Origin of the sequence: Streptomyces sp. 2-1, from assembly GCF_048564895.1 — a bacterium.
Lineage (GTDB): Bacteria > Actinomycetota > Actinomycetes > Streptomycetales > Streptomycetaceae > Streptomyces > Streptomyces phaeochromogenes.
The window spans coordinates 1,300,890-1,319,944 of sequence record NZ_CP183383.1; the positions used below are offsets into that span (position 1 = coordinate 1,300,890).

The 19,055-nt window shown below is 70.1% G+C and carries 16 protein-coding genes, 1 pseudogene and 1 riboswitch; of the genes and pseudogenes, 7 read left to right on the top strand and 10 right to left on the bottom strand.

The annotated features are described in order from the left end of the window. Positions 1 to 47: 47 nt before the first annotated feature. The 3 genes from ACN20J_RS05870 to ACN20J_RS05880 form a co-directional block, all read right to left on the bottom strand. On the bottom strand, positions 48 to 2,432 hold the full coding sequence (locus ACN20J_RS05870) for a phosphoketolase (RefSeq protein WP_419665415.1): 2,385 nt from the start codon (positions 2,430 to 2,432) through the stop codon (positions 48 to 50). Between the two features lie 249 nt (positions 2,433 to 2,681). Then, positions 2,682 to 3,533, bottom strand: coding sequence for a universal stress protein (locus ACN20J_RS05875; RefSeq protein WP_190228476.1), 852 nt, complete (start codon positions 3,531 to 3,533; stop codon positions 2,682 to 2,684). 87 nt (positions 3,534 to 3,620) lie between these two features. Further along, a complete protein-coding gene (locus tag ACN20J_RS05880; RefSeq protein WP_190228477.1) occupies positions 3,621 to 4,529 on the bottom strand; it encodes a universal stress protein in 909 nt (302 codons plus the stop codon). 440 nt (positions 4,530 to 4,969) lie between these two features. On the opposite strand from ACN20J_RS05880, the gene ACN20J_RS05885 reads away from it, so the two are divergent. Both ACN20J_RS05885 and ACN20J_RS05890 read left to right on the top strand, forming a co-directional pair. Beyond that, entirely contained in the window at positions 4,970 to 5,434 is a 465-nt protein-coding gene (locus ACN20J_RS05885; RefSeq protein ID WP_190228478.1) for a Crp/Fnr family transcriptional regulator, read from the top strand. Positions 5,435 to 5,471: 37 nt separating this feature from the next. Further along, complete coding sequence (locus ACN20J_RS05890) at positions 5,472 to 6,146, top strand: CBS domain-containing protein (protein WP_419665416.1); 675 nt, start codon at positions 5,472 to 5,474, stop codon at positions 6,144 to 6,146. Between the two features lie 116 nt (positions 6,147 to 6,262). Here ACN20J_RS05890 and ACN20J_RS05895 read toward each other — a convergent pair whose 3' ends face one another. Beyond that, positions 6,263 to 6,775 (bottom strand): hypothetical protein, encoded by a 513-nt coding sequence (locus ACN20J_RS05895; RefSeq protein WP_246575066.1) that lies wholly within the window; start codon positions 6,773 to 6,775, stop codon positions 6,263 to 6,265. Between the two features lie 300 nt (positions 6,776 to 7,075). On the opposite strand from ACN20J_RS05895, the gene ACN20J_RS05900 reads away from it, so the two are divergent. Continuing rightward, positions 7,076 to 7,777 carry a response regulator gene (locus ACN20J_RS05900; RefSeq protein ID WP_190228481.1) on the top strand — a complete coding sequence of 234 codons (702 nt, stop codon included), beginning with the start codon at positions 7,076 to 7,078 and terminating at the stop codon, positions 7,775 to 7,777. Between the two features lie 133 nt (positions 7,778 to 7,910). Beyond that, a complete protein-coding gene (locus tag ACN20J_RS05905) occupies positions 7,911 to 8,906 on the top strand; it encodes an Acg family FMN-binding oxidoreductase (protein ID WP_190228482.1) in 996 nt (331 codons plus the stop codon). Here the strand turns inward: ACN20J_RS05905 and ACN20J_RS05910 are convergent. Next, on the bottom strand, positions 8,892 to 10,625 hold the full coding sequence (locus ACN20J_RS05910) for a GAF domain-containing protein (RefSeq protein ID WP_190228483.1): 1,734 nt from the start codon (positions 10,623 to 10,625) through the stop codon (positions 8,892 to 8,894). The two genes, ACN20J_RS05905 and ACN20J_RS05910, sit on opposite strands and share 15 nt — an antisense overlap. 717 nt (positions 10,626 to 11,342) lie before the next feature. On the opposite strand from ACN20J_RS05910, the gene ACN20J_RS05915 reads away from it, so the two are divergent. Continuing rightward, on the top strand, positions 11,343 to 12,572 hold the full coding sequence (locus tag ACN20J_RS05915; RefSeq protein ID WP_419665417.1) for a PP2C family protein-serine/threonine phosphatase: 1,230 nt from the start codon (positions 11,343 to 11,345) through the stop codon (positions 12,570 to 12,572). 272 nt (positions 12,573 to 12,844) lie between these two features. Here ACN20J_RS05915 and ACN20J_RS05920 read toward each other — a convergent pair. Then, a pseudogene (locus ACN20J_RS05920) lies at positions 12,845 to 13,954 on the bottom strand (UvrD-helicase domain-containing protein); the annotation flags it as partial. Between the two features lie 64 nt (positions 13,955 to 14,018). Between ACN20J_RS05920 and ACN20J_RS05925 the strand changes: the two are divergent. Next, positions 14,019 to 14,438, top strand: coding sequence for a hypothetical protein (locus ACN20J_RS05925; protein WP_190228485.1), 420 nt, complete (start codon positions 14,019 to 14,021; stop codon positions 14,436 to 14,438). A 773-nt stretch (positions 14,439 to 15,211) separates the two neighbouring features. On the opposite strand, the gene ACN20J_RS05930 is transcribed toward ACN20J_RS05925, so the two are convergent. The 3 genes from ACN20J_RS05930 to ACN20J_RS05940 all read right to left on the bottom strand — a co-directional run bounded on the left by ACN20J_RS05930 (position 15,212) and on the right by ACN20J_RS05940 (position 17,601). Next, positions 15,212 to 16,402 (bottom strand): acyl-CoA dehydrogenase family protein, encoded by a 1,191-nt coding sequence (locus ACN20J_RS05930; protein WP_190228486.1) that lies wholly within the window; start codon positions 16,400 to 16,402, stop codon positions 15,212 to 15,214. A 171-nt stretch (positions 16,403 to 16,573) separates the two neighbouring features. Next, positions 16,574 to 17,344: a CbtA family protein gene (locus ACN20J_RS05935; RefSeq protein ID WP_190228487.1), complete on the bottom strand. Its 771-nt coding sequence runs from the start codon at positions 17,342 to 17,344 to the stop codon at positions 16,574 to 16,576. A gap of 32 nt (positions 17,345 to 17,376) precedes the next feature. Beyond that, positions 17,377 to 17,601 (bottom strand): CbtB domain-containing protein, encoded by a 225-nt coding sequence (locus ACN20J_RS05940; RefSeq protein WP_189838871.1) that lies wholly within the window; start codon positions 17,599 to 17,601, stop codon positions 17,377 to 17,379. A 35-nt stretch (positions 17,602 to 17,636) separates the two neighbouring features. After that, positions 17,637 to 17,779: riboswitch (cobalamin riboswitch) on the bottom strand. 130 nt (positions 17,780 to 17,909) lie between these two features. Between ACN20J_RS05940 and ACN20J_RS05945 the strand changes: the two genes are divergently transcribed. Then, positions 17,910 to 18,542 (top strand): histidine phosphatase family protein, encoded by a 633-nt coding sequence (locus tag ACN20J_RS05945; protein ID WP_190228488.1) that lies wholly within the window; start codon positions 17,910 to 17,912, stop codon positions 18,540 to 18,542. A gap of 76 nt (positions 18,543 to 18,618) precedes the next feature. Here the strand turns inward: ACN20J_RS05945 and ACN20J_RS05950 are convergent, their stop codons facing one another. Then, the gene (locus ACN20J_RS05950; protein ID WP_189838869.1) at positions 18,619 to 18,990 is read right to left on the bottom strand and encodes a ferredoxin; all 372 of its coding nucleotides are present in this window, start codon (positions 18,988 to 18,990) and stop codon (positions 18,619 to 18,621) included. Positions 18,991 to 19,055: the final 65 nt, after the last annotated feature.

The window sequence follows — 19,055 nt, forward strand, 5'->3', positions numbered from 1 at the left end:
GCAGGGCCCCTGACGACGGGCCGAAGGTCCCTCGTCCAAGGGGCCGGTCAGCCGCTCCAGGTCCAGTCGGCGACCTCGGGCAGATCGGTGCCGTGTTCGCGGATCCAGTCGTAGTGGCGCAGCCGGGTGTCCTCCATCAACTGCCGGACGGGGGCGGCGCGTACGGCCAGTCCGGGGACCCGGTCGATGACGTCCATCACCAGGCGGTAGCGGTCGAGGTCGTTGCGGACGACCATGTCGAAGGGCGTGGTGGTGGTGCCGATCTCCTTGTAGCCGCGGACGTGGAGGTTGGCGTGGCCGGTGCGCCGGTAGGCAAGCCTGTGGATCAGCCAGGGATAGCCGTGGTAGGCGAAGATCACCGGCCTGTCGCGGGTGAACAGTGCGTCGTACTCCGATCCCGGCATGCCGTGCGGGTGTTCCTCCTGCGGCAGCAGCCGGGCCAGGTCGACGACGTTGACCACACGGACGGCAAGGTCCGGCAGGTGCTGTCGCAGCAACTGCGCGGCGGCCAGCGTCTCCAGGGTGGGGACGTCGCCGGCGGCTGCGAGCACCACGTCGGGCTCACGGATGCCGTCCTCGGTACCCGCCCACTCCCAGATCCCGGCGCCACGGGCGCAGTGGGCCCGCGCCTGGTCCATGGTGAGCCAGTCGAAGCTGGGCTGCTTGCCGGCCACCACGACGTTGACGTAGTCGCGGCTGCGCAGCACGTGGTCGGCCACCGACAGCAGGGTGTTGGTGTCCGGCGGCAGATAGACCCGTACGACCTCGGGGCTCTTGTTGAGTACGTGGTCGACGAAGCCGGGGTCCTGGTGCGAGAAGCCGTTGTGGTCCTGGCGCCAGACGTGTGAGGTCAGCAGGTAGTTGAGGGAGGCGATGGGGGCGCGCCAGGGCAGCCGGCGAGTGACGCGCAGCCACTTGATGTGCTGGTTGACCATGGAGTCGACGATGTGCACGAAGGCTTCGTAACAGGAGAACAGACCGTGCCGTCCAGTCAGCAGATAGCCCTCCAGCCAGCCCTGGCAGGTGTGTTCGGAGAGGATCTCCATGACCCGGCCGTGCCGGTCCAGGTGCTCGTCGACGGGCAGGGTCTCGGCCTGCCATGCCTTGCCGCTGGCGTTGTAGACGGCCTGGAGCCGGTTTGACTCGGTCTCGTCGGGACCGACGATCCGGAAGTCGCGGCGGCCGCTGGTGTGGTGCATGACGTTCTCCAGCAGGTCGCCGAGGACCCTGGTGGGTTCGTGCAGCGTGCCGCCGGGCTTGTCGACCTGGACGGCGTACCGGTCCAGCTCCGGCAGCGGCAGCTCGCGCAACAGCAGACCGCCGTTGGCGTGCGGGGTGGCGCCCAGGCGCCGGGTGCCCTCGGGGATACAGGCAAGCACCTGCTCGCGGGGGCGGCCGTGCTCGTCGAAGAGCTCTTCGGGCTTGTACGAGCGCAGCCAGGTCTCCAGCTGTCGCAGGTGCTCCGGGTTGTCGCGGACCGCCGACAGCGGGACCTGGTGGGCGCGCCAAGTGCCCTCCACGGGAAGGCCGTCGACTTCGGCCGGCCCGGTCCAGCCCTTCGGGGTGCGCAGCACGATCACCGGCCAGTGAGGCCGCTGGGTGACGCCTTCCTCGCGTGCGGTGCGCTGCAGGAGTTCGATCCGCTCCATGGCGTCGTCCATGGCGGCGGCCATGGCACGGTGGACGGTCATCGGGTCGTCACCGGTGACATGGATCGGGGCGTGGCCGTATCCCCGGAGAAGTGCGTCGAGTTCGGACTCGGGCAGCCGGGCCAGCACCGACGGGTTGGCGATCTTGTAACCGTTCAGGTGCAGGATCGGCAGCACCGCCCCGTCGTGAACCGGGTCGAGGAACTTGTTCGAGTGCCAGGAGGCCGCCAGCGGCCCGGTCTCGGCCTCACCGTCGCCGATCACGCAGGCGACCAGCAGATCCGGGTTGTCCAGTGCGGCGCCGTACGCGTGCGAGAGCGAGTAGCCGAGTTCGCCTCCCTCGTGGATGGAGCCGGGTGTCTCGGGCGCGACGTGGCTGGGCACCCCGCCGGGGAAGGAGAACTGCCTGAAGAGCCTGGCCATGCCCGCGGCGTCCCGGCTCACATCCGGGTACGTCTCCGAATAGGTGCCCTCCAGCCAGGAGTTGGCCAGTACCGCGGGTCCGCCGTGTCCGGGGCCCCAGATGCACAGGGCGTCCTGGCCACGGGCCCTGATGACGCGGTTGAGGTGGGTGTGGACCAGGTTCAGGCCCGGGGAGGTGCCCCAGTGGCCGAGCAGGCGGGGCTTGACGTGCTCGGGGCGCAGGGGCTCGGTGAGCAGCGGGTTGGACATGAGGTAGATCTGGCCGACGGCCAGGTAGTTGGCGGCACGCCAGTGGGCGTCCAGAGCCCGCAGTTCGTCGTCCGTGATCTGGGCGGGCGCCTGCTGTGGGACGTCGCGCATGGTGGATTCCCTTCCGGTGGAAGTCACGTGCCGGTGCGTGCTGCCTCCCACCCTCGGCCCCCCGATGGGCCGTCAACAGGGCCGGTCGGCCCATACCGACGCTGGATCAGGCCCTTTCGGCCGGTCCGAGCGGCGGCGGTGGATGGTCCGGGGTTCGAGGTCCTGGCGGCTTGGGGTCCGACGGCATCCGGCAGCCCCGGCGGCAAGTTCCCTCAGCGCCGTCGCGGACTGCCGCCGTGCGCCTGTGGTTCAGCGAGTGATCGCGGTGGCCTGTCCCGTGGGGACGACCAGCACAGAGCAGTGGGAACGGTGCAACAGGGCGTGGGTGACGGGGCCCAGTTGTGGGCCGAGCCGGTTCGGGTGACGGTGGGCGCCGATGACCACGACGTCAGCGTCGCGGGTGGCCTCCAGCAGCGCGTACGCCGGACTCGAACGGACCGCGCGGGTCTCCACCCCGACCCCGGGGTGCTGCTCCCGAAGGCCGGCCACCGCGAAGCGGGGCACCGCCTGTTCGGTCCGTGCCTGCCGGACGAGGTCGTCCTGCAATCGGTGTGTGGGCAGCGGGTCCGGTTGCTCGGGTGTGAGGTGCCGATAGGTCCACGCGCGCAGGATGCGCAGCCCGGATCCTCGGCGTTCGGCCTCTGCGAAGGCGTATGCGGCCGCGTCCGTGTCGGCTTCGCTCTCCAGGCCGAGCACCAGCACCCCGCCACGGCGTGCCGGCTGATGATCCCCTCGTACGACGAGCAGCGGGGTGTGTGAGCGGGCGGCCAGGCGCAGGCTCACCGAACCGAACAGCCGACCGGCGACGCCTCCGAGGCCGCGGGTGCCGACCACAATGAGGGCCGCGTCCTGCCCGTGGCGCAACAGGGCCTGTACGGGACTGCCCTGGGCCGCTGAGGTGGTGACCATCAGGCCGGGGTGGCGGGCGCGGGCGCGTAACGCCGAGGACGCCAGGATGGGTCCGGCCTCGTCGATGTCGTGAACGGCGTACACGATCTCCAGAGCGGTGCCTCGCAGTGCCGCCTCGTCGGCGGCCTGGTCCAGCGCCCGTACGGCGATGAGTGAGCCGTCCACTCCGACGGTCACATGGGGTGTGGTCATGTCCGTCCCTTCCTGTGGGTCGATGGCCACCGGGCAGGCACGGATATGGCGTCCCTGCCCGGTTCGCGAGGTCGGCGCGACGCTGCTTCAGGCATGCGGGATCACGGCGACGGGGCACCCGGCGTGGTGCAGCACCGCGTGCGCGACGGAACCGATGTGCGTACCGAGCCGAGCCTCCCGCGTCCGCCGTCCCACGACGGCGAGGGCCGCTCCGGAGGCGGCCCGCACCAACTCATTGGCCGCACGCCCTTCGACAACCGTCTCGGCAACGGCGACCTCGGGGAACTTCTCGCACCACGGTCGCAGTGCCGCGACCACGGCGTGTTCGTGCTCCGCCAGCAGTTCGGGTCCGGACTGCGGAACGAGCCGGTCGGCCGCCGTGTGGGCCGAGGGGGCGCTGAAGACGTGAACAACCCGCAGAGCCGCTTCGCAGCGCCGGGCCGTCTCAAAGGCGAACTCGATCAGCTGGTCACAGGGCCGGCCGGTGTCGAGCCCGAGAACGATGTCGCGATACGGGGTCTCGGAGATCTCGTCCGGCGAGACTCCTCCAGGGGCCGCGAAGTGCTCGTCCGCGGAACTCTCCCCCACCCGTACGAGCACGACGGGACACGTCGACCTGGCGACGACCCGCTGGGACACGGAACCGACCAGGAAGCCCGCGACACCGCTGAGTCCACGGGAGCCGAGGACCAGCAGCTCGGCTTGCTCGGCGGCCGCGAGCAAGGCGGCGACCGGCGACTGCGGCACCGGCTCGTCGATGATGCTCAGCCCGGGGTGAGCGGCGCGGACGCTGTTCGACGCCTGCGTCAGGGTCTGCTCTGCCCACTCACGCTGGGACACGCCCATCGGTACCGACGGGGCGGGGCGCGGACGCCATTCCCAGGCATGCACCAGATGTAGCGCGACGCCGCGCCGAAGCGCGTCCCGGGCCGCCCAGTGCGCGGCGGCGAGGCTCTCGGGCGAGCCGTCGATCCCCGCGGCGACGTGTCGAAGCATGATCCGCACCTCCTGCGTTTGTACGTACCTGTCCTTGTAGAACTTCGTACGAAAAGGGCACGGCGAGTAGGGGCCGACCAGGTCCTCCCGGGGGCCCTTCGGCTCAACCTCGGTGGGCCCGTCGCTCCGAGGCCGGAGCGACGGGCGCAAAGCACGACGGTCCGCGCGATGCCGCGCGGCTCCGGGCGCCTGCCCCATACCGGTCCGGTGCCGTACGGCCCGGTCTCTGGGCCGGGTGGCCCCTGGTGAGAGCGGGCCCGCCGAAAGAGGCTGGAGTCGACAGGTCCGTACTCCCCTCCCGGGCAGGAAAGACACACTCCACCCAGCGCGGCGCACTAGTGGTCCCGGCCGCCTTCACCACGGCTGCGGCTCCGGCCCGGCGTCGTAGCGCTCGTCGATCTCACGAAGCGGTCCACGTCCTCCAGGAAGAAGCCAGGGTCATGAACACTTCCACCACACTCAGCATGCTTCGTGCACTGCCCGCCGAGCACCGCGAACGGCTGATGCGCACCGCACGCGAGGTGTCCTTCCCTCAGGGAACCCGCCTTTTCGAAGAGGGCACACGCGCGGACCGGTTCTGGATCATCCGGACCGGCACAGTGACCCTCGACATACATGTCCCAGGACGCCGGGCGGCCGTGATCGAGACCATCGGGCACAACGAACTCATCGGCTGGTCCTGGCTGTTCGCGCCACACGCGTGGCATCTGGGCGCCGAGGCGACGAGCCCGGTCAGCGCCTACGAGTTCGACGCCACGGCGGTCCGGGCGATGTGCCAGGACGACCACGCCCTGGGCCACGCCGTCACCCAGTGGGTGGGCGACGTCCTCGCCCACCGGCTGCGGTCGGCCCGGACCAGGCTGCTGGACCTGTACGCGCCGTACGGCAGCGGCAGCACCCTGTGACCGGGCCTCGAATCCGACGCGACCAAGGAGAGTCACCATGCACGGCACACCGCACATCGTGAGCGACGTCATGACCCACACGGTCGCCGCCATCGGCCGAGGGGCGCGCTTCAAGGAGATCGTGCAGATGATGCAGGAGTGGAAGGTCAGCGCCCTGCCCGTCATGGAGGGCGAGGGCCGCGTCGTCGGCGTCGTCTCCGAGGCGGACCTCCTGCCCAAGGAGGAGTTCCGCGACAGCGACCCCGACCGGTACACGCAACTGCGGCGCCTCTCCGACCTCGCCAAGGCCGGCGCGGTGACCGCCGGCGAGCTGATGACCACTCCCGCCCTCACCACGCGCCCGAACGCGACGCTCGCCCAGGCCGCACGGACCATGGCTCGCGCCAAGGTCAAACGGCTCCCCGTCGTCAACGAACTGGGCAATCTGGAGGGCATCGTCAGCCGCGCCGACCTGCTGAAGGTGTTCCTGCGGGACGACGAGGAGATCGCGGAGGAGGTCCGCAGGGAGGTCGTGGCGTACCTCTTCCCCACGCCGGCATCCACTGTCCGGGTAGAGGTCCGGGACGGAATCGTGAAGCTCGGCGGGCACGTCCGGGACACGTCCTTGGTCCCCGTGGCCGCGCGCCTGGTCCGGGCCGTCGAGGGTGTCGTGGACGTGGAGTTCGAGCTCAAGGGGCATGGCCGCTCCTCAGAGGCGACGCCTGCCACGTAGGGACAGTGACAGGGGGAAGCCCTTAGTCCGCTGCACCAGGCGCTCCAGGTGACAGTGTGGGCGCGTTTCTACAGCGTTCCGAGAGGGACGAAGCGGAACCTGACCGCATCAGCTCCTCAACCGGCCTTGCGCCCCCACTGCGGCCCCACCAGATCCCACTCCTCGCCCCACCGCTCGGTGGCGCGACGCTCCACACGCAGGCGCACCGTAAGCCCGCCCACGAGGATCACGAGGCATCCGGCCATGGCGACCCCCGTGCCGGCCAGTGCCACGCGTGCCGTCGCCTCCGCGGAACTGACAGGTTCGGACACCACACGTCCTTGTCCGTCGGTCCACACCGTCACCTCGGTGTCCGCCTTGGCACCTGGCTTCACGCCTGCCTTGGCCGTGTGGGTGACTCCGTTGCCGTCGGTCCAGCGCACCTTCGCCTTCACGTGGTCGTACTTGATTCCGGTGGCCACATCACGCACACCGGTCGGCGCGGTCTCCAGCAGTACGGCGGCGACCGGTTGCCGACCCGCTCGTTGCCGCTCGACCGCGCTCTCCATGGCCTGCGCGCCGATTACACCGACAGCGGCACCCCCGGCCATCGCGGTCGCCCAAGTGGCCAGCACGACCCATGCCTCCACGGCATCACTGTGGCGCCGCAGGGGATTGTTCCGCCACCGCCACCCCCGGACCTTCGTGCGCCTGACCTTCCGCATCGGTCACACCCCCTCATGGGCACAACAAGCACGAGCAATGCAAGGACGGTGTCACCGCGTGATCGCCGCCGGGAGGGGCCGCTGGTCCGTGGCCAGTAGGCCGGTCAGGGCGCATTGTGGGTTGGAGTGGGGCCGGTCGGCCCTAGTGCATCCGGTCCCCGCGAGTGATGATCGTCGCCGCGGGCAACCCGCAGTCCATCAGTCGCCGGAAAACAAGGGGTCGTCATGACCGAGGCACGCACCTTCACGGAGCAGGACCCGATCCGTGTCTTCCTGCTGGACGACCACGAGGTCGTACGACGCGGCCTGTCCGACCTCCTGGACGCCGAACCGGACATCTCGGTGGTCGGCGACGCCGAGAACGTCGAGCACGCGCTCGCCCGCGGCCCTGCCCTCCGCCCGGACGTCGCCGTCCTCGACGTACGCCTGCCCGACGGCGACGGGATCACCGTCTGCCGTGAGCTGCGCAGCCAGATGCCGGAGCTGGCCGTTCTGATGCTGACCTCGTTCGACGACGAGGAGGCCCTGCTCGACGCGATCATGGCCGGGGCTTCGGGCTACGTACTCAAGCAGATCAAGGGCTCCGACCTCGTCTCGGCGGTACGCACCGTCGCCTCGGGCCAGTCCATGCTCGACCCCGCGACCACCGCCCGGCTGATGCGCTCCCTGCGGGCGGAGCCGGCCGACACCCCGGCCATGGCCCCCGAACTGGCCAGCCTGTCGCCGCGCGAGCGGGACATCCTCGCGCTCATCGGTGACGGACTCACCAACCGCGAGATCGGCAAGAACCTCTTCCTCTCGGAGAAGACCGTCAAGAACCACATCTCCCGGCTCCTGGCCAAGCTGGGCGTCCAGCGCCGGGTCCAGGCCGCGGTCCTCGCCTCCCACCTCGAACAGCCCGAGTCCGGTGAGCGTCCCACCAGGTGACAGACATCAGGGCCGTCCGGCGTCGCAGGAGGCCGTACGGCCCCTCCTCCCGCCTCCACCGGTAACCGCACGCTGGGAACGGTTACCGAGAAGCCCCGCCGACCCGTCGGCTCAGGGCGGTGAGGAGTTCCCCATGAGGTCTGCGACGCTCGACGTCCCGACGCTGGAGACGCTCGTCTCCGCAGCCGTGGCCGCCCCCTCGATCCACAACACCCAGCCCTGGCGCTTCCGCCTCGACCCGGACACCGTCACCCTGGAGATCCGCGCCGCCGCAGACCGCGGTTTGCGCCACACCGATCCGACCGGACGCGCCCTGCACCTCTCGGTCGGCTGCGCGCTCCTCAACCTGCGAGTGGCGGTGGCGCACTTCGGCTGGGAACCGGTGCCCCGTCTGCTGCCCCGGCCCGACCAGCCGGATCTGCTCGCCGCCGTACGCCTCGGCGGCACCGCCAGAACCGCCTCTTCGCCCCGCCTGTACGACGCGGTGTGGCGCCGGCACAGCAGCCGCTTCCCCTTCTCCGAGCGACCGCTGCCCGCGCCCGTGCTCACGGAACTCACCGAGGCCGCCCACTCCGAAGGTGCGCTCCTTAGCCATCTCTCGCCAGGCGAAACCGACCGTCAGCTGCGGATCACCAGAGAGGCGGAGCATCGCAACACAGCCGATCCCGACAAGGCTGCGGAAAGCCGCCGTTGGGTGCACGAACCCAACCACGAAGCCCTCGGGATGCCACCCGAGACGCTGGGGCCGCAGGACTACCGGGAACAAATCCCGATGCGGGACTTCGGCGCTCACCGGCACCCGGCCGTGCTGGCCGCCCGCCCCTTCGAGAAACGGCCGACAATCGCCGTGCTGTCCACCACTCACGACCGGCGGACCGACTGGCTGCGCGCCGGCCAGGCACTCGAACGAGTCCTGCTCGTGGCCACCGCCAACGGCATACGGTCGTCGCTGCTGCACCAGGCGCTGGAGTGGCCCGACCTGCGTGAGCAGCTCATACCGCAGCCGAGCGACAGGCGCGGTCACGCGCAGATGGTGCTCCGCCTGGGGTACGGCCCGGAGGGACCCGTTTCTCCGCGTCGGGCGGCTCGGCAGGCCCTGGTCGACGGCGCTCCTTCAGGCCCCGGCTGAGCCCGTCGGCACGCGCCACACCAGCTGAGTGCCTCCGCCGTCCGGCCGTTCGCCGAGTGTCAGCGCGCCACCGAGCGCGTGGGCCCGTTCCTCGATGTTCTTCAGTCCACTGCGCGCGACCCCGTCCGGCACTCCGCAGCCGTCGTCCGTCACCGTCAGCGTCAACTCGCCCCCGGCGCACCGCAGGTGGACGTCCACAGAACGCGCGCCCGAATGCCGGACCGCGTTGCTGAGTGCCTCGCCCAGTACGGCGAGCGCGTGGTCCGCGACGTCGCCGGGCACATCGGTGTCGACGAGGCCCTCGATCCGCAGTGCGGGAGCGAACCCGAACGAGGTGGCGGAGGCCTGCACTGCCTCGGACATCCGGCCGCGCAGACCGCTGCCCTCCTTGGCCCGTCCCCCCTGCGCACGCAGCCCGAAGATCGTAGAACGGATGATCTTGATGGTGTCGTCGAGGTCATCGACGGTCCGCGACAACCGTTCCGTGCCCTCGGGATGGTCCATGAACCGCTGGGCGCTCTGCAGCGTCATGCCGGCCGCGAAGAGCCGCTGGATCGCCAGGTCGTGCAGATCGCGCGCGATCCGGTCCCGGTCCTGCAGCAGCGCGATCTGCTCCGCGTCCCGGCGCCGTTCGGCTAGCTCCAGCGCCAGCGCCGCCTGGCCCGCGAAGCCGAGCAACGGCCCGGTGTCGTCGTCCGAGAACGTCGTACGGCCCGCCAGGCGTCCCAGCAGCAACACCCCGCGAGCCTTCCCGCCGGCGCCGAGCGGCACCGCGACCACGGGGCCGAGCCCGGCCCAGTGCGACTCCCGCTCACCGGTACGGTCGTCGTGCTCTATGTCGACGCTGACCACCGGCTCCGCCGTGGTGAGCGCGGCCGCGACAAACCCCTCCTGGGCCGGGAGCACCAGCCCGCTGCGCCGCTCGGCGTCCGCCCCGACAGCGAGCACCGGCCGCAGTTCATCCGCTCCCAACACGTATTCCGCGATCATCCCGACGTCGGCCGAGGCAATCTCCAGGGCCTGCTCGACGATCAGCTCCAGCACCTCGTCGCTGGAGGCACCCGACAGCAGCGTGCTCGTGACCTCCGCGCTGGCCCGCATCCAGCGCTCACGCAGCCGGGTCTCCTCGTACAACCGAGCGTTCTCGATCGCCACGCCGGCCGCCACGGCAAGCGTCGAGAGCACCGCCTCATCTTCGGCGTCGAACTCATCGGCGCCGCGCTTCTCGGTGAGGTAGATGTTCCCGAACACTCTGTCGCGCACACGGATGGGCACACCCAGGAACGAGTGCATCGGCGGGTGGTGAGCCGGGAAACCGTACGAGGAGGGGTGTTCCGAGAGCTCCGGCAGCCGCAGGGGTACCGGATGCCGGATGAGTTCGCCAAGGATGCCGTGGCCGCTGGGCAGGTCACCGATCTCCGCGCGCTGTTCGTCGCGCATGCCCACCGTCAGGAACTCCGACAGCCGACTGTCGTCGCCGATCACGCCCAGTGCCCCATACTCGGCGTCCACCAGCACCACGGCGGCCTCGACGATGCGCCGCAGCACCTGTGGCAGATCCAGCTCCCGCCCGACCGACAGCACCGCCTCCAACAGGCTGTGCACCCGGTCCTGCGTCCCACGCGCAGCGTCGATCCGAGACTGCAACTCGTCCAGCAGTTCATCGAACCGCAACTTGGGCAGATGCTGCTCGGGCCCCCCGCGCACTTCGCCGCTCATCAATTCCTCCGACCGACCCGCGCAGACAAGGTGCAACACAACCGCTAGACCTCGTTCTCACCGTACTGTCTGAGGAACTGCGCCGAGGGTCGTACGTGCAGACAGTTACGTCATGGCCAAGACGTGAGAGGTGCGACCGCCAGAGCCTTCTCCGCGTCAAGCGGGCACCAGTCGCCGCACGGCACGCGTCAAGGCGCCACGCATCAGGTTCTGGCCAGGAGACGGCTGACCATGCCCTCGTGCTCACACCGTTCCAGCGCCGGATCGGGCCCCGAGCAAGTCCGTCGCGCAGCTGCAGGATCCAGTGCCACCGCGGCACAGGAACCGGACAGCAGGTTCCGATGACCTCTGCGTGCACCAAGGCGGCGTCGCAGGGGGCGGTGACAGTGGGAGCGCGCGCGGCTACGACGATGCCCACGGGCATGCCATCGGCGGCACGTGAGGCGAGCCCCGGCCGCACCTCCTGGATGCCGTGCAGCCGGTCGGGGATCTCATGCCGTCGGCGGTGAACCTGGGGCCGCCGCGGACGATGGATATCGAGAGACGGTCTCGCCGTCCGCCCGCGCGCGGGTGGGGAAGGCGCCGACGCAGGTCCCGCGGCTCATGCCGACGATATGAAGCTGCCGGGCTGCGGAGGGAGCAGTCCCCGGGCCCCGTGGCGTGTTCGCTCCTATCGTGGAACGGCACGGTGACCTTCGACATCGAGGCAGGCAGGACATGAGGGAACCGCAGATCGACTACGCGGCGGTCTTCCAGGCCCTGCCCGGCATGGTGGCGCTGCTCACCCCCGACCTGGTGTACGCCGATGCCAACGACGACTTCCTACGGCTCGCCGGACGCACCCGCGAACAACTGCTGGGCCGCTACATCTTCGACGTATTCCCCGAGAACCCGAACGAGCCGGCCGCGGCCGGCATGCGGGAGACCCGCGCGTCGATGCTGCGGGTGGCGGCCACCGGCGAACGCGACACCATGGCCCTGCTCCGCTACGACATCGAGGACCCCCAGCGCCCCGGCCACTGGCAGGAACACTATTGGAGCCCGGTCAACGCACCCGTCTGCGGCCCCGACGGCCAGGTGGTACTGGTCGTACACCGGGTGGAGGAGGTCACCGAACTCATCCGCGCCCGCGGCGGCCCGGGCCGCGACAGCCGGGCCCGGGTGCTGGAGGCCGAGCTCTACACCCGATCCCGCGAGCTGCAGGAGGTCAACGAACGGCTACGCACGGCGCACGCCCACGAACGCGAGGTCGCACTGGCCCTGCAGGATGCGATGCTGCCCGCCCCCAGACCCCTCGGACACCACCGGGCGGCCGTGCGCTACCAGCCCGCCATCGGCTCCCTGAACGTGTGCGGCGACTGGTACGACCTGGTCGACCTGCCCGGCAAGAGCCTCGCGGTCGCTGTCGGCGACGTCGTCGGCCACGGTCTCGCCGCTGCCTGTGCCATGGGTCAGCTGCGCAGCGCCCTGAGCGCGGCCTGCCGCGTCGCCGACGGGCCGGCCCGGGCCCTGGACGCCCTGGGCCTGTACGCCCGCTTCGTCGAGGGCGCCGAGTCGAGCACCGTCGTGACCACCTTCATCGACTGGGAGGACCACACCATCACCTACAGCTGCGCCGGCCACCCTCCGCCGGCCCTGCTCCACCCCGACGGCACCGTGATCTTCCTCGACCAGGCCACCGACCCGCCTCTCGGTGCCCGGCCGGAACACGTGCCCCGCCCCCAGGCTCGCGCGCCGTTCGCCAAGGGCGCCACCCTTGTCCTGTACACCGACGGGCTGATCGAACGCCGTAGCGAGGACATCGACATCGGCCTGGGCCGCCTCGCCGCCTCCCTCACCCACCACCGGCAATCCGACCCCGAGGCCATGGCCGATGCCCTCCTGGCCGACCTCCTTCCCCCCACCGGCAACACCGACGACACCGCCCTGATCGTCATCCACCTGTGACCCGTCCCCAGCCGGTCGACGACGGGGCACAGACGGGAGCGTCGTCGCGCAAGCCTGACGACAAAGCGGGCCCAGCCCGGTCGGCCGCACGACCGGGCAGTAAGCACCACGTCCTCACCGACGGCCAGGGCATCCCGCCCCGGTGTCGCTGACCGGCGGCAACCGGGCCTCTGACCTGCACAGGTAGGGACGGCAGACGAGCCAGGCTGTACGCCGGGTTCTGTGCTCGGACGTATGCCTGCTCGTGACGCACCTATCACCGCCCACCATGAGATCCATGCGAGACCGCCGAGGTCCCGCTGGTGGCGGGCGCGAGTTACCGCGACGTAGGCGAGGCGTGCGCCCATATCGCTCACGGGTTCGGGAATCGGGCGGCCGCTGCCGTCCGGTTGGTCGCTGTCCGGCGGCGGGGGAAAGTCGTCGGCGATTCTGACTTCGGGCAACTCCCGACCCTTGGCCTTGTGGGCGGTGGAGACCGTGACCTCGGCTCTACTCTCGTGGGTCACCGCATCGACGGCGGCGATGATGGCTTCGGGTCCGTGTGTGTCGACAAGCTCCACAAACGGCTGGAGATCTCGGCCGGCCGGATCGTGCTCCGCGTAGTCCTGCAACTCACCCCAGGATGGGAAGAGAACCAGTTCGGGGTGGGATGTGCGACGGCCGTCCTCGATGTCCCGGGCGGCCATCGCCAGTGCGATGAGTATCTGCCCACCCCGGGGCAGAGCGACACGACGTCCAGCTTCCAACTGCCTCATGGCTTCGGTCATGGCGCCGATGTCGGTGCGGCACAACACCGCGTCCGGACAGGTGACCACTCCCGCTTTCGACGGGATCATGTCGGTACCGGTCAGCCGGATCGGCGCGTCGGTGAACGCGAGCCACCGATTGGCCTGTTCGGCGAGGAGAGGGCCGAAGCGGAAGGAGCGGGGCAACGTGAGGTGGGTGGCGTCGAAGCCTGTCATCACGTCCGGGGCACCGCGCCACCCGTAGATGGCCTGGGCAGAGTCGCCGACCATCACCAGCTGGGCGTGGCCGCGTTGAGCGGCGAAGACCCGCTCAAGGACGGGATTGGTGTCCTGGGCTTCGTCAAGGAAGAGGAAGTCGGCCCTGATCTTCGGTTCGGTCAGGGCCCACATCTTCAGGTAGTGGTCGTGATCGAAGCGCACCACACCTTCCTCGGGATTCTGCAGATCTGTCCAGGCCTTTCCGACGAACGGCATGACTGCGTGGGCGAGTTGGGCGCGCTCGTCCGGTGTTCCGAGCCTGCGCAGGGCCGGTACGCGGCGGGGTGCCAGAGCCCCATCGGCGGACTGGCAGAAGCGGGTCACGGTACGCAGCACGGCGTGTGACAGGGTCCTGCGGCTGATCTCGTGGGACGACACCAACGTCGTCTTCGCCCGCACCGTCCGGCTGCTGAAGCACTGGAACGGTACCCACAGCAAGCCCATGTGCTCGTGGAACATCAAGGCCCTCTGCCTCGGCTGCCTCGACGAGCCCATGCCACTGATCAACGCGCTGCAGATCTTCTTCACCTACGCGGCGGACGAGATCGACAAGGGCCCTACGCCCGACCCGGCCGATGCGGCGGGCCCGATCCCGCTCAACAAGCCGCGCGTCGATGTGCACAAGCGGCTCCGCACCGCCCGGAAGTACATCGACCTCGCGATCGAGCACGAGATGGCCGGACGCCCGCTCAGCGCGCAGCATGCGCTGCACCAGGTCCTTCCGGAACTCGTGCCCGACGCGGACGGCACGCAGGAGGAAGCCGACCGCCTCGCGAGGACCGTCCGCTCGGGCGGTACGGCCGCCACCGGACTCGGGCTCGCCACCGGGCCGGTCACCCCTACCCGGGCCTGGGGAGATTGACGCCGTGTCGGTCTGGTGCGGGGCCCAGCCAGTCTGGTGCCCCGCTCGAACGGGAAGCCCGGCGACACTTCGGTGACGCCCTCCGCCATACCTACCACCGGGACTCGTTCGACGACGCTCTCTGCCTCTGGTACCGCTCGACCCGGAAGAGCGGCGGTGGACGAGTTCGAAAGGACTTCTGGACCTCATCGAGATTGTCCGCACACACTTGTTCCTCGAGCACTACTGGCGGCTCACCGGCGGTGAGTCCGGCGGCCAGTGGTTGGTGGAGGATGCCCGCACGGCATCCCAGGGAGTGACGTGTGCAGGCCATCTCGGCGACAAGCGACAGACAGCGGCTGGACCTGGGCCCAGACAGCCGCGCTGATCGTCCCGTGCATCGCCCTCCTCGGCGCCTTCCTGACCTACGCCCGCAGCCAACGGGTCGTACGAAGGGAACACCGAGCCAAGAGCTTCGCCGAAGCGCTGACGGCGGTCGAGGAGTACCTGGAGATGCCATACCGCATACGGTGCCGACCGGATTCCTCGTCCGCCGTACAGCAACAGCTCACAGACGAGGTCAGCAGCCTGCTGGCACGAATGGCCTTTCACCAGGCATGGCTCCAGATCGAGGGACAGCAGTATGAACCTCGGACTCCCGTACCCCCGGGACCGGTCGAACGCAGCCCGCGCCACGTGCATCGAGGTGATGCGTCGACACCTGTGACAACAGCCGTGATCTTGGTGCCAACCATCCCTCTTTTGTGCCAACTAAAAATCCTCGTCACACCCGGCTACCGCCGCACCCTCGGCATGCCCAGACCGATCCACGAGATGATCTCCCGCTGGATCTCGTTGTTGCCGCCGCCGAAGGTGAAGATCACGGCCGAGCGGTAGCCGCGCTCCAGTTCGCCATGGAGCACGGCTCCCGCGGAGCCCTCCTTGAGCACACCGGCCACGGCGACGACCTCCATGAGCCAGGCGTAGGCGTCCCGGCGGACCTCCGAGCCGTACACCTTCACGGCGGAGGCGTCCTGCGGGGTGAGCGTGCCCTCCTGGACGGCGTTCACCATCTGCCAGTTGAGGAGTTTCATCGCGTCGAGCTTCGTGTGGGTTTGGGCGAGGCGGCGGCGCACCCAGGGGAGGTCGACGACGCGGCGGCCGTCGGCGAGCTTGGTCTCCATGGCCCAGCGCTGTACGTCGTGCAGGGCGCGGATGGCCATGGTGCCGTGCGCGGCGAGGGTGACCCGCTCGTGGTTGAGCTGGTTGGTGATCAGCCGCCAGCCCTTGTTCTCCTGGCCGACCCGGCGGGACGCGGGGACTCGGATGTTCTCGTAGTAGCTCGCGGTGGTGTCGTGCGAGGCGAGGGTGTTGATGATCGTGCAGGAGTAGCCGGGGTCGGAGGTCGGCACGAGGAGCATGGTGATGCCCTTGTGCGGCGGGGCGGCGGGGTCGGTGCGCACGGCGAGCCAGACCCAGTCCGCGGTGTCGCCGTTGGTCGTCCAGACCTTCTGGCCGTTGACCGTGTAGTGGCCGGTGTCCTCGTCGCCCTCCCTGACCGCCTTGGTCTTCAGGGCGGCCAGGTCCGTGCCCGCGTCGGGCTCGCTGTAGCCGATCGCGAAGTCGAGCTCGCCGGAGAGGATCTTCGGCAGGAAGTACCCCTTCTGTTCGTCGGTTCCGAACTGCATGATCGTCGGCCCGACCGTGTTGAGCGCCATCAGCGGCAGCGGTACGCCGGCCTGGGCGGCCTCGTCGAAGAAGATGAACTGTTCCATCGGGGTCAGACCGCGCCCGCCGTACTCCTTCGGCCAGCCCACGCCGAGCCAGCCGTCGGAGCCGAGCCGGCGGATGGTCTCGCGGTAGAAGCGCTTCTGCGCCGCCGGGTCGCCGTACCTGGCGTGTACGTCGTCGGGGACCAACTCGGCGAAGTAGGCGCGCAGTTCCGTGCGCAACCGCTGCTGCTCCGGCGTGTATTCGAGATGCACGGCGCCTCCTGGCTCCCACTGGCCCGCTCGTTCGGCCACCCGGACCTGACGGCGCACACCGTAGAACGTGTTCCAGAAATTGGGAATGCCGACGACGTACGCACCTGCCGCACCCGCACATACGAAGGGCCCCGGGATGGTGCTCCAGGGGCCCTTCGAGGTGCGAACGGATCAGTGCGCGACGGGAGTTGCCCGCCCCTCGGGCGCCTTCTCGCCCTCGGCCCGGGCCGGCTTGGGAGCCAGCACGCGCTCCGCGAGCAGCCCGAAGAACAGGCCGTACGCGGTCCACAGGGTCACCTGGATGGCCAGGGTCGCCAGTCGGTACTGCCACAGCAGCGTGGCGGGGAAGCCCGCCGGCGCCTCGTTGAACGACGGCAGGAACGCGTACGCCAGGCCGACGGCCAGCACGAAGGACGCGCCCGCCGCGAGAGTGGCGTTCCAGTTGCCCAGGCGCGGTGCGAGGCGCTTGCCGAGGATCACCGCGGCGACGGCCAGCAGCACGCTGAGCACGATCATCAGGAGGAACAGCGCGGTGCGCTGGTTGAGGGTGTCGGGGTCGCCGACGGCGGGCGGGTTCGCCGGGTACTTGAGGAACGGCACCAGGTAGACCGCGACCAGACCGGCGCCCGCCAGCAGCAGCGCGCTCGCGCGCGGCCCGAAGCGGCCGATCCTGCCGAGGGCGAAGCAGTACGCGAGGGCGGCGATGCCGCCGAACGCGACCCCGTAGACGAGGACGCCGGTGGACAGGCCGCCGGTGGACTGCATGGCACGGCTGACGAGTTCCTCGCCGCCGTGTTCGTGGGCGTGGGCCTCCTCGAACGCGATGGCCTCGTCCACCCGGGGCTCGCCCAGGAAGTAGGCGACGACCAGGGCGAGCACGCCCGCGGCAAGACCCGCGAGCATGCCCCGCACCAGGAGATTTCTGACGGTGACGGAGTTCATTGGGTTGTTGTCCTGTCGGTTCTTTGTCGCCGTCAGTGGCAGGGGAAGCCGAGCAGGTGGCGGGCGTCGTGCACCCACTCGTGCACGCCTTCGCCGGAGACCAGGGAGGTGGCGCCCTGTTCGGCACCGACGAAGTAGAGCAGCACCAGCATCAGGATGCCGAGGAAGACCGCCCAGGGAGCGATCGCGCCGATCGGCAGCTTTGCGGGCATGTCGGGGGTGGTTACGGTCGGCTGAGCGACGGCGGACTGCGCCATGGCAGGACCTCCTGGGGGAACTCGCGTCCCATCTCGGTGGTGCACAGGACGACGGCCACGGGTCTGACTTGCTCGACCTCCGCCTCCCCCAGTGGAAGGCGGTTGTTCGGGGCTTACAGTGGCGCGACCGTGCCGGATTCTCACCGGCTTCCGTCGTACCGTCGTCAATATCGACGAGAAGGTACCGCGAAGCGGAGGCGCGGCCAAGGGCGCACGGAATGCCGGGGGCGCGCCGGGGCCCTGGTCACGCCCCCAATTCCCGGTACGGACAGGGGTGTTGAGCACGTGTGGAACGCGAGGGCGGGCCGATGACCAGCCGAGTGATGTTGATCTCACCAGCGATGAGCGCGGCGTTGCGGGAGGCGCGTTTCGACGACGGATGCCCCCTGGACCCGGCCGGGCTGCGGCTCGCCGAGGCTGCCGCGGGCTCGCTGCCGGCCGCCGACCAGGTCCTGGTCTCGCCCACGGTTCGCTGCCGGGAGACGGCGGCGGCCCTCGGACTCGACGCCCTCGCCGTCACCGAGCCGCCGGAGCTGGCCGGCCTGGACGTGGGCCGCTGGCGCGGGGCGACGCTCGCCGAGGTGAGCACCGGCGAACCGGAGGCCGTGGGGCGCTGGCTGGCGGACCCGTCGTCCGCTCCGCACGGCGGCGAGTCGGTGGCCGGGCTGTGCGAGCGCGTCGCGAAGTGGCTGGAGACGGTGGCGGATCCGGGTTCGGGGGCTGCGGGGTCCGGCACAGGTTCGGCCGGGGGTTCAGGACCGGGCTCGGTCCGGATCATCGCCGTCGTCGAGCCGGAGATCGTACGGGCCGGGGTGGTGCGGGCACTCGGGGCCCCGGAGTCGGCGTTCTGGCGCGTCGACGTGCCGCCGTTGGTCGCCACGGAGTTCAGCGGGCGGGCCGGGCGCTGGAACGTACGGGTCGGGACATCGCTCGGAGAGTGAGGCCACGGCGGGCGCCGCCCGACTGAACGGCTCTTCGGGACGCGGCACCTCAGCTCGGGACTCACCGCGCCGGACCTCACCTCAGCAGGGCGAGGAACTCCGTACAGGCACGCGCGCAGGCGCGGCAGACCTCGGCGCCCTTCTCGGCGCCGGGGTTCCGGTCGAAGACGTGGGCGGTCTCCAGGCAGACGGCACGACACCACTCCACCTGGGCGCGCATCCCGGCCTCGGCCTGCGTGACCTGCTCGGCAAGGGCGCGGCAGGTCGCGTCGCAGACCTCCGCGCAGAGGATGCCCTTGCGCCGCAACTCCTGCTGGTCGTCGGGGCCGTCGAGTTCGGCGAGGCTCGCGCGCAGGGCGCAGACCCGTGCGCACTCGGTACAGGCCTGCGCACAGGCGAACCGGTCCTCAAGGAAACGAACGAGTTCCTGCTGCTCTGTTAGTGACACGCGGCTCGAGTAGCCGGGCAACGCCACACCAAACCCGCCTTCGCACGGCACGGGCCCGGCACAGG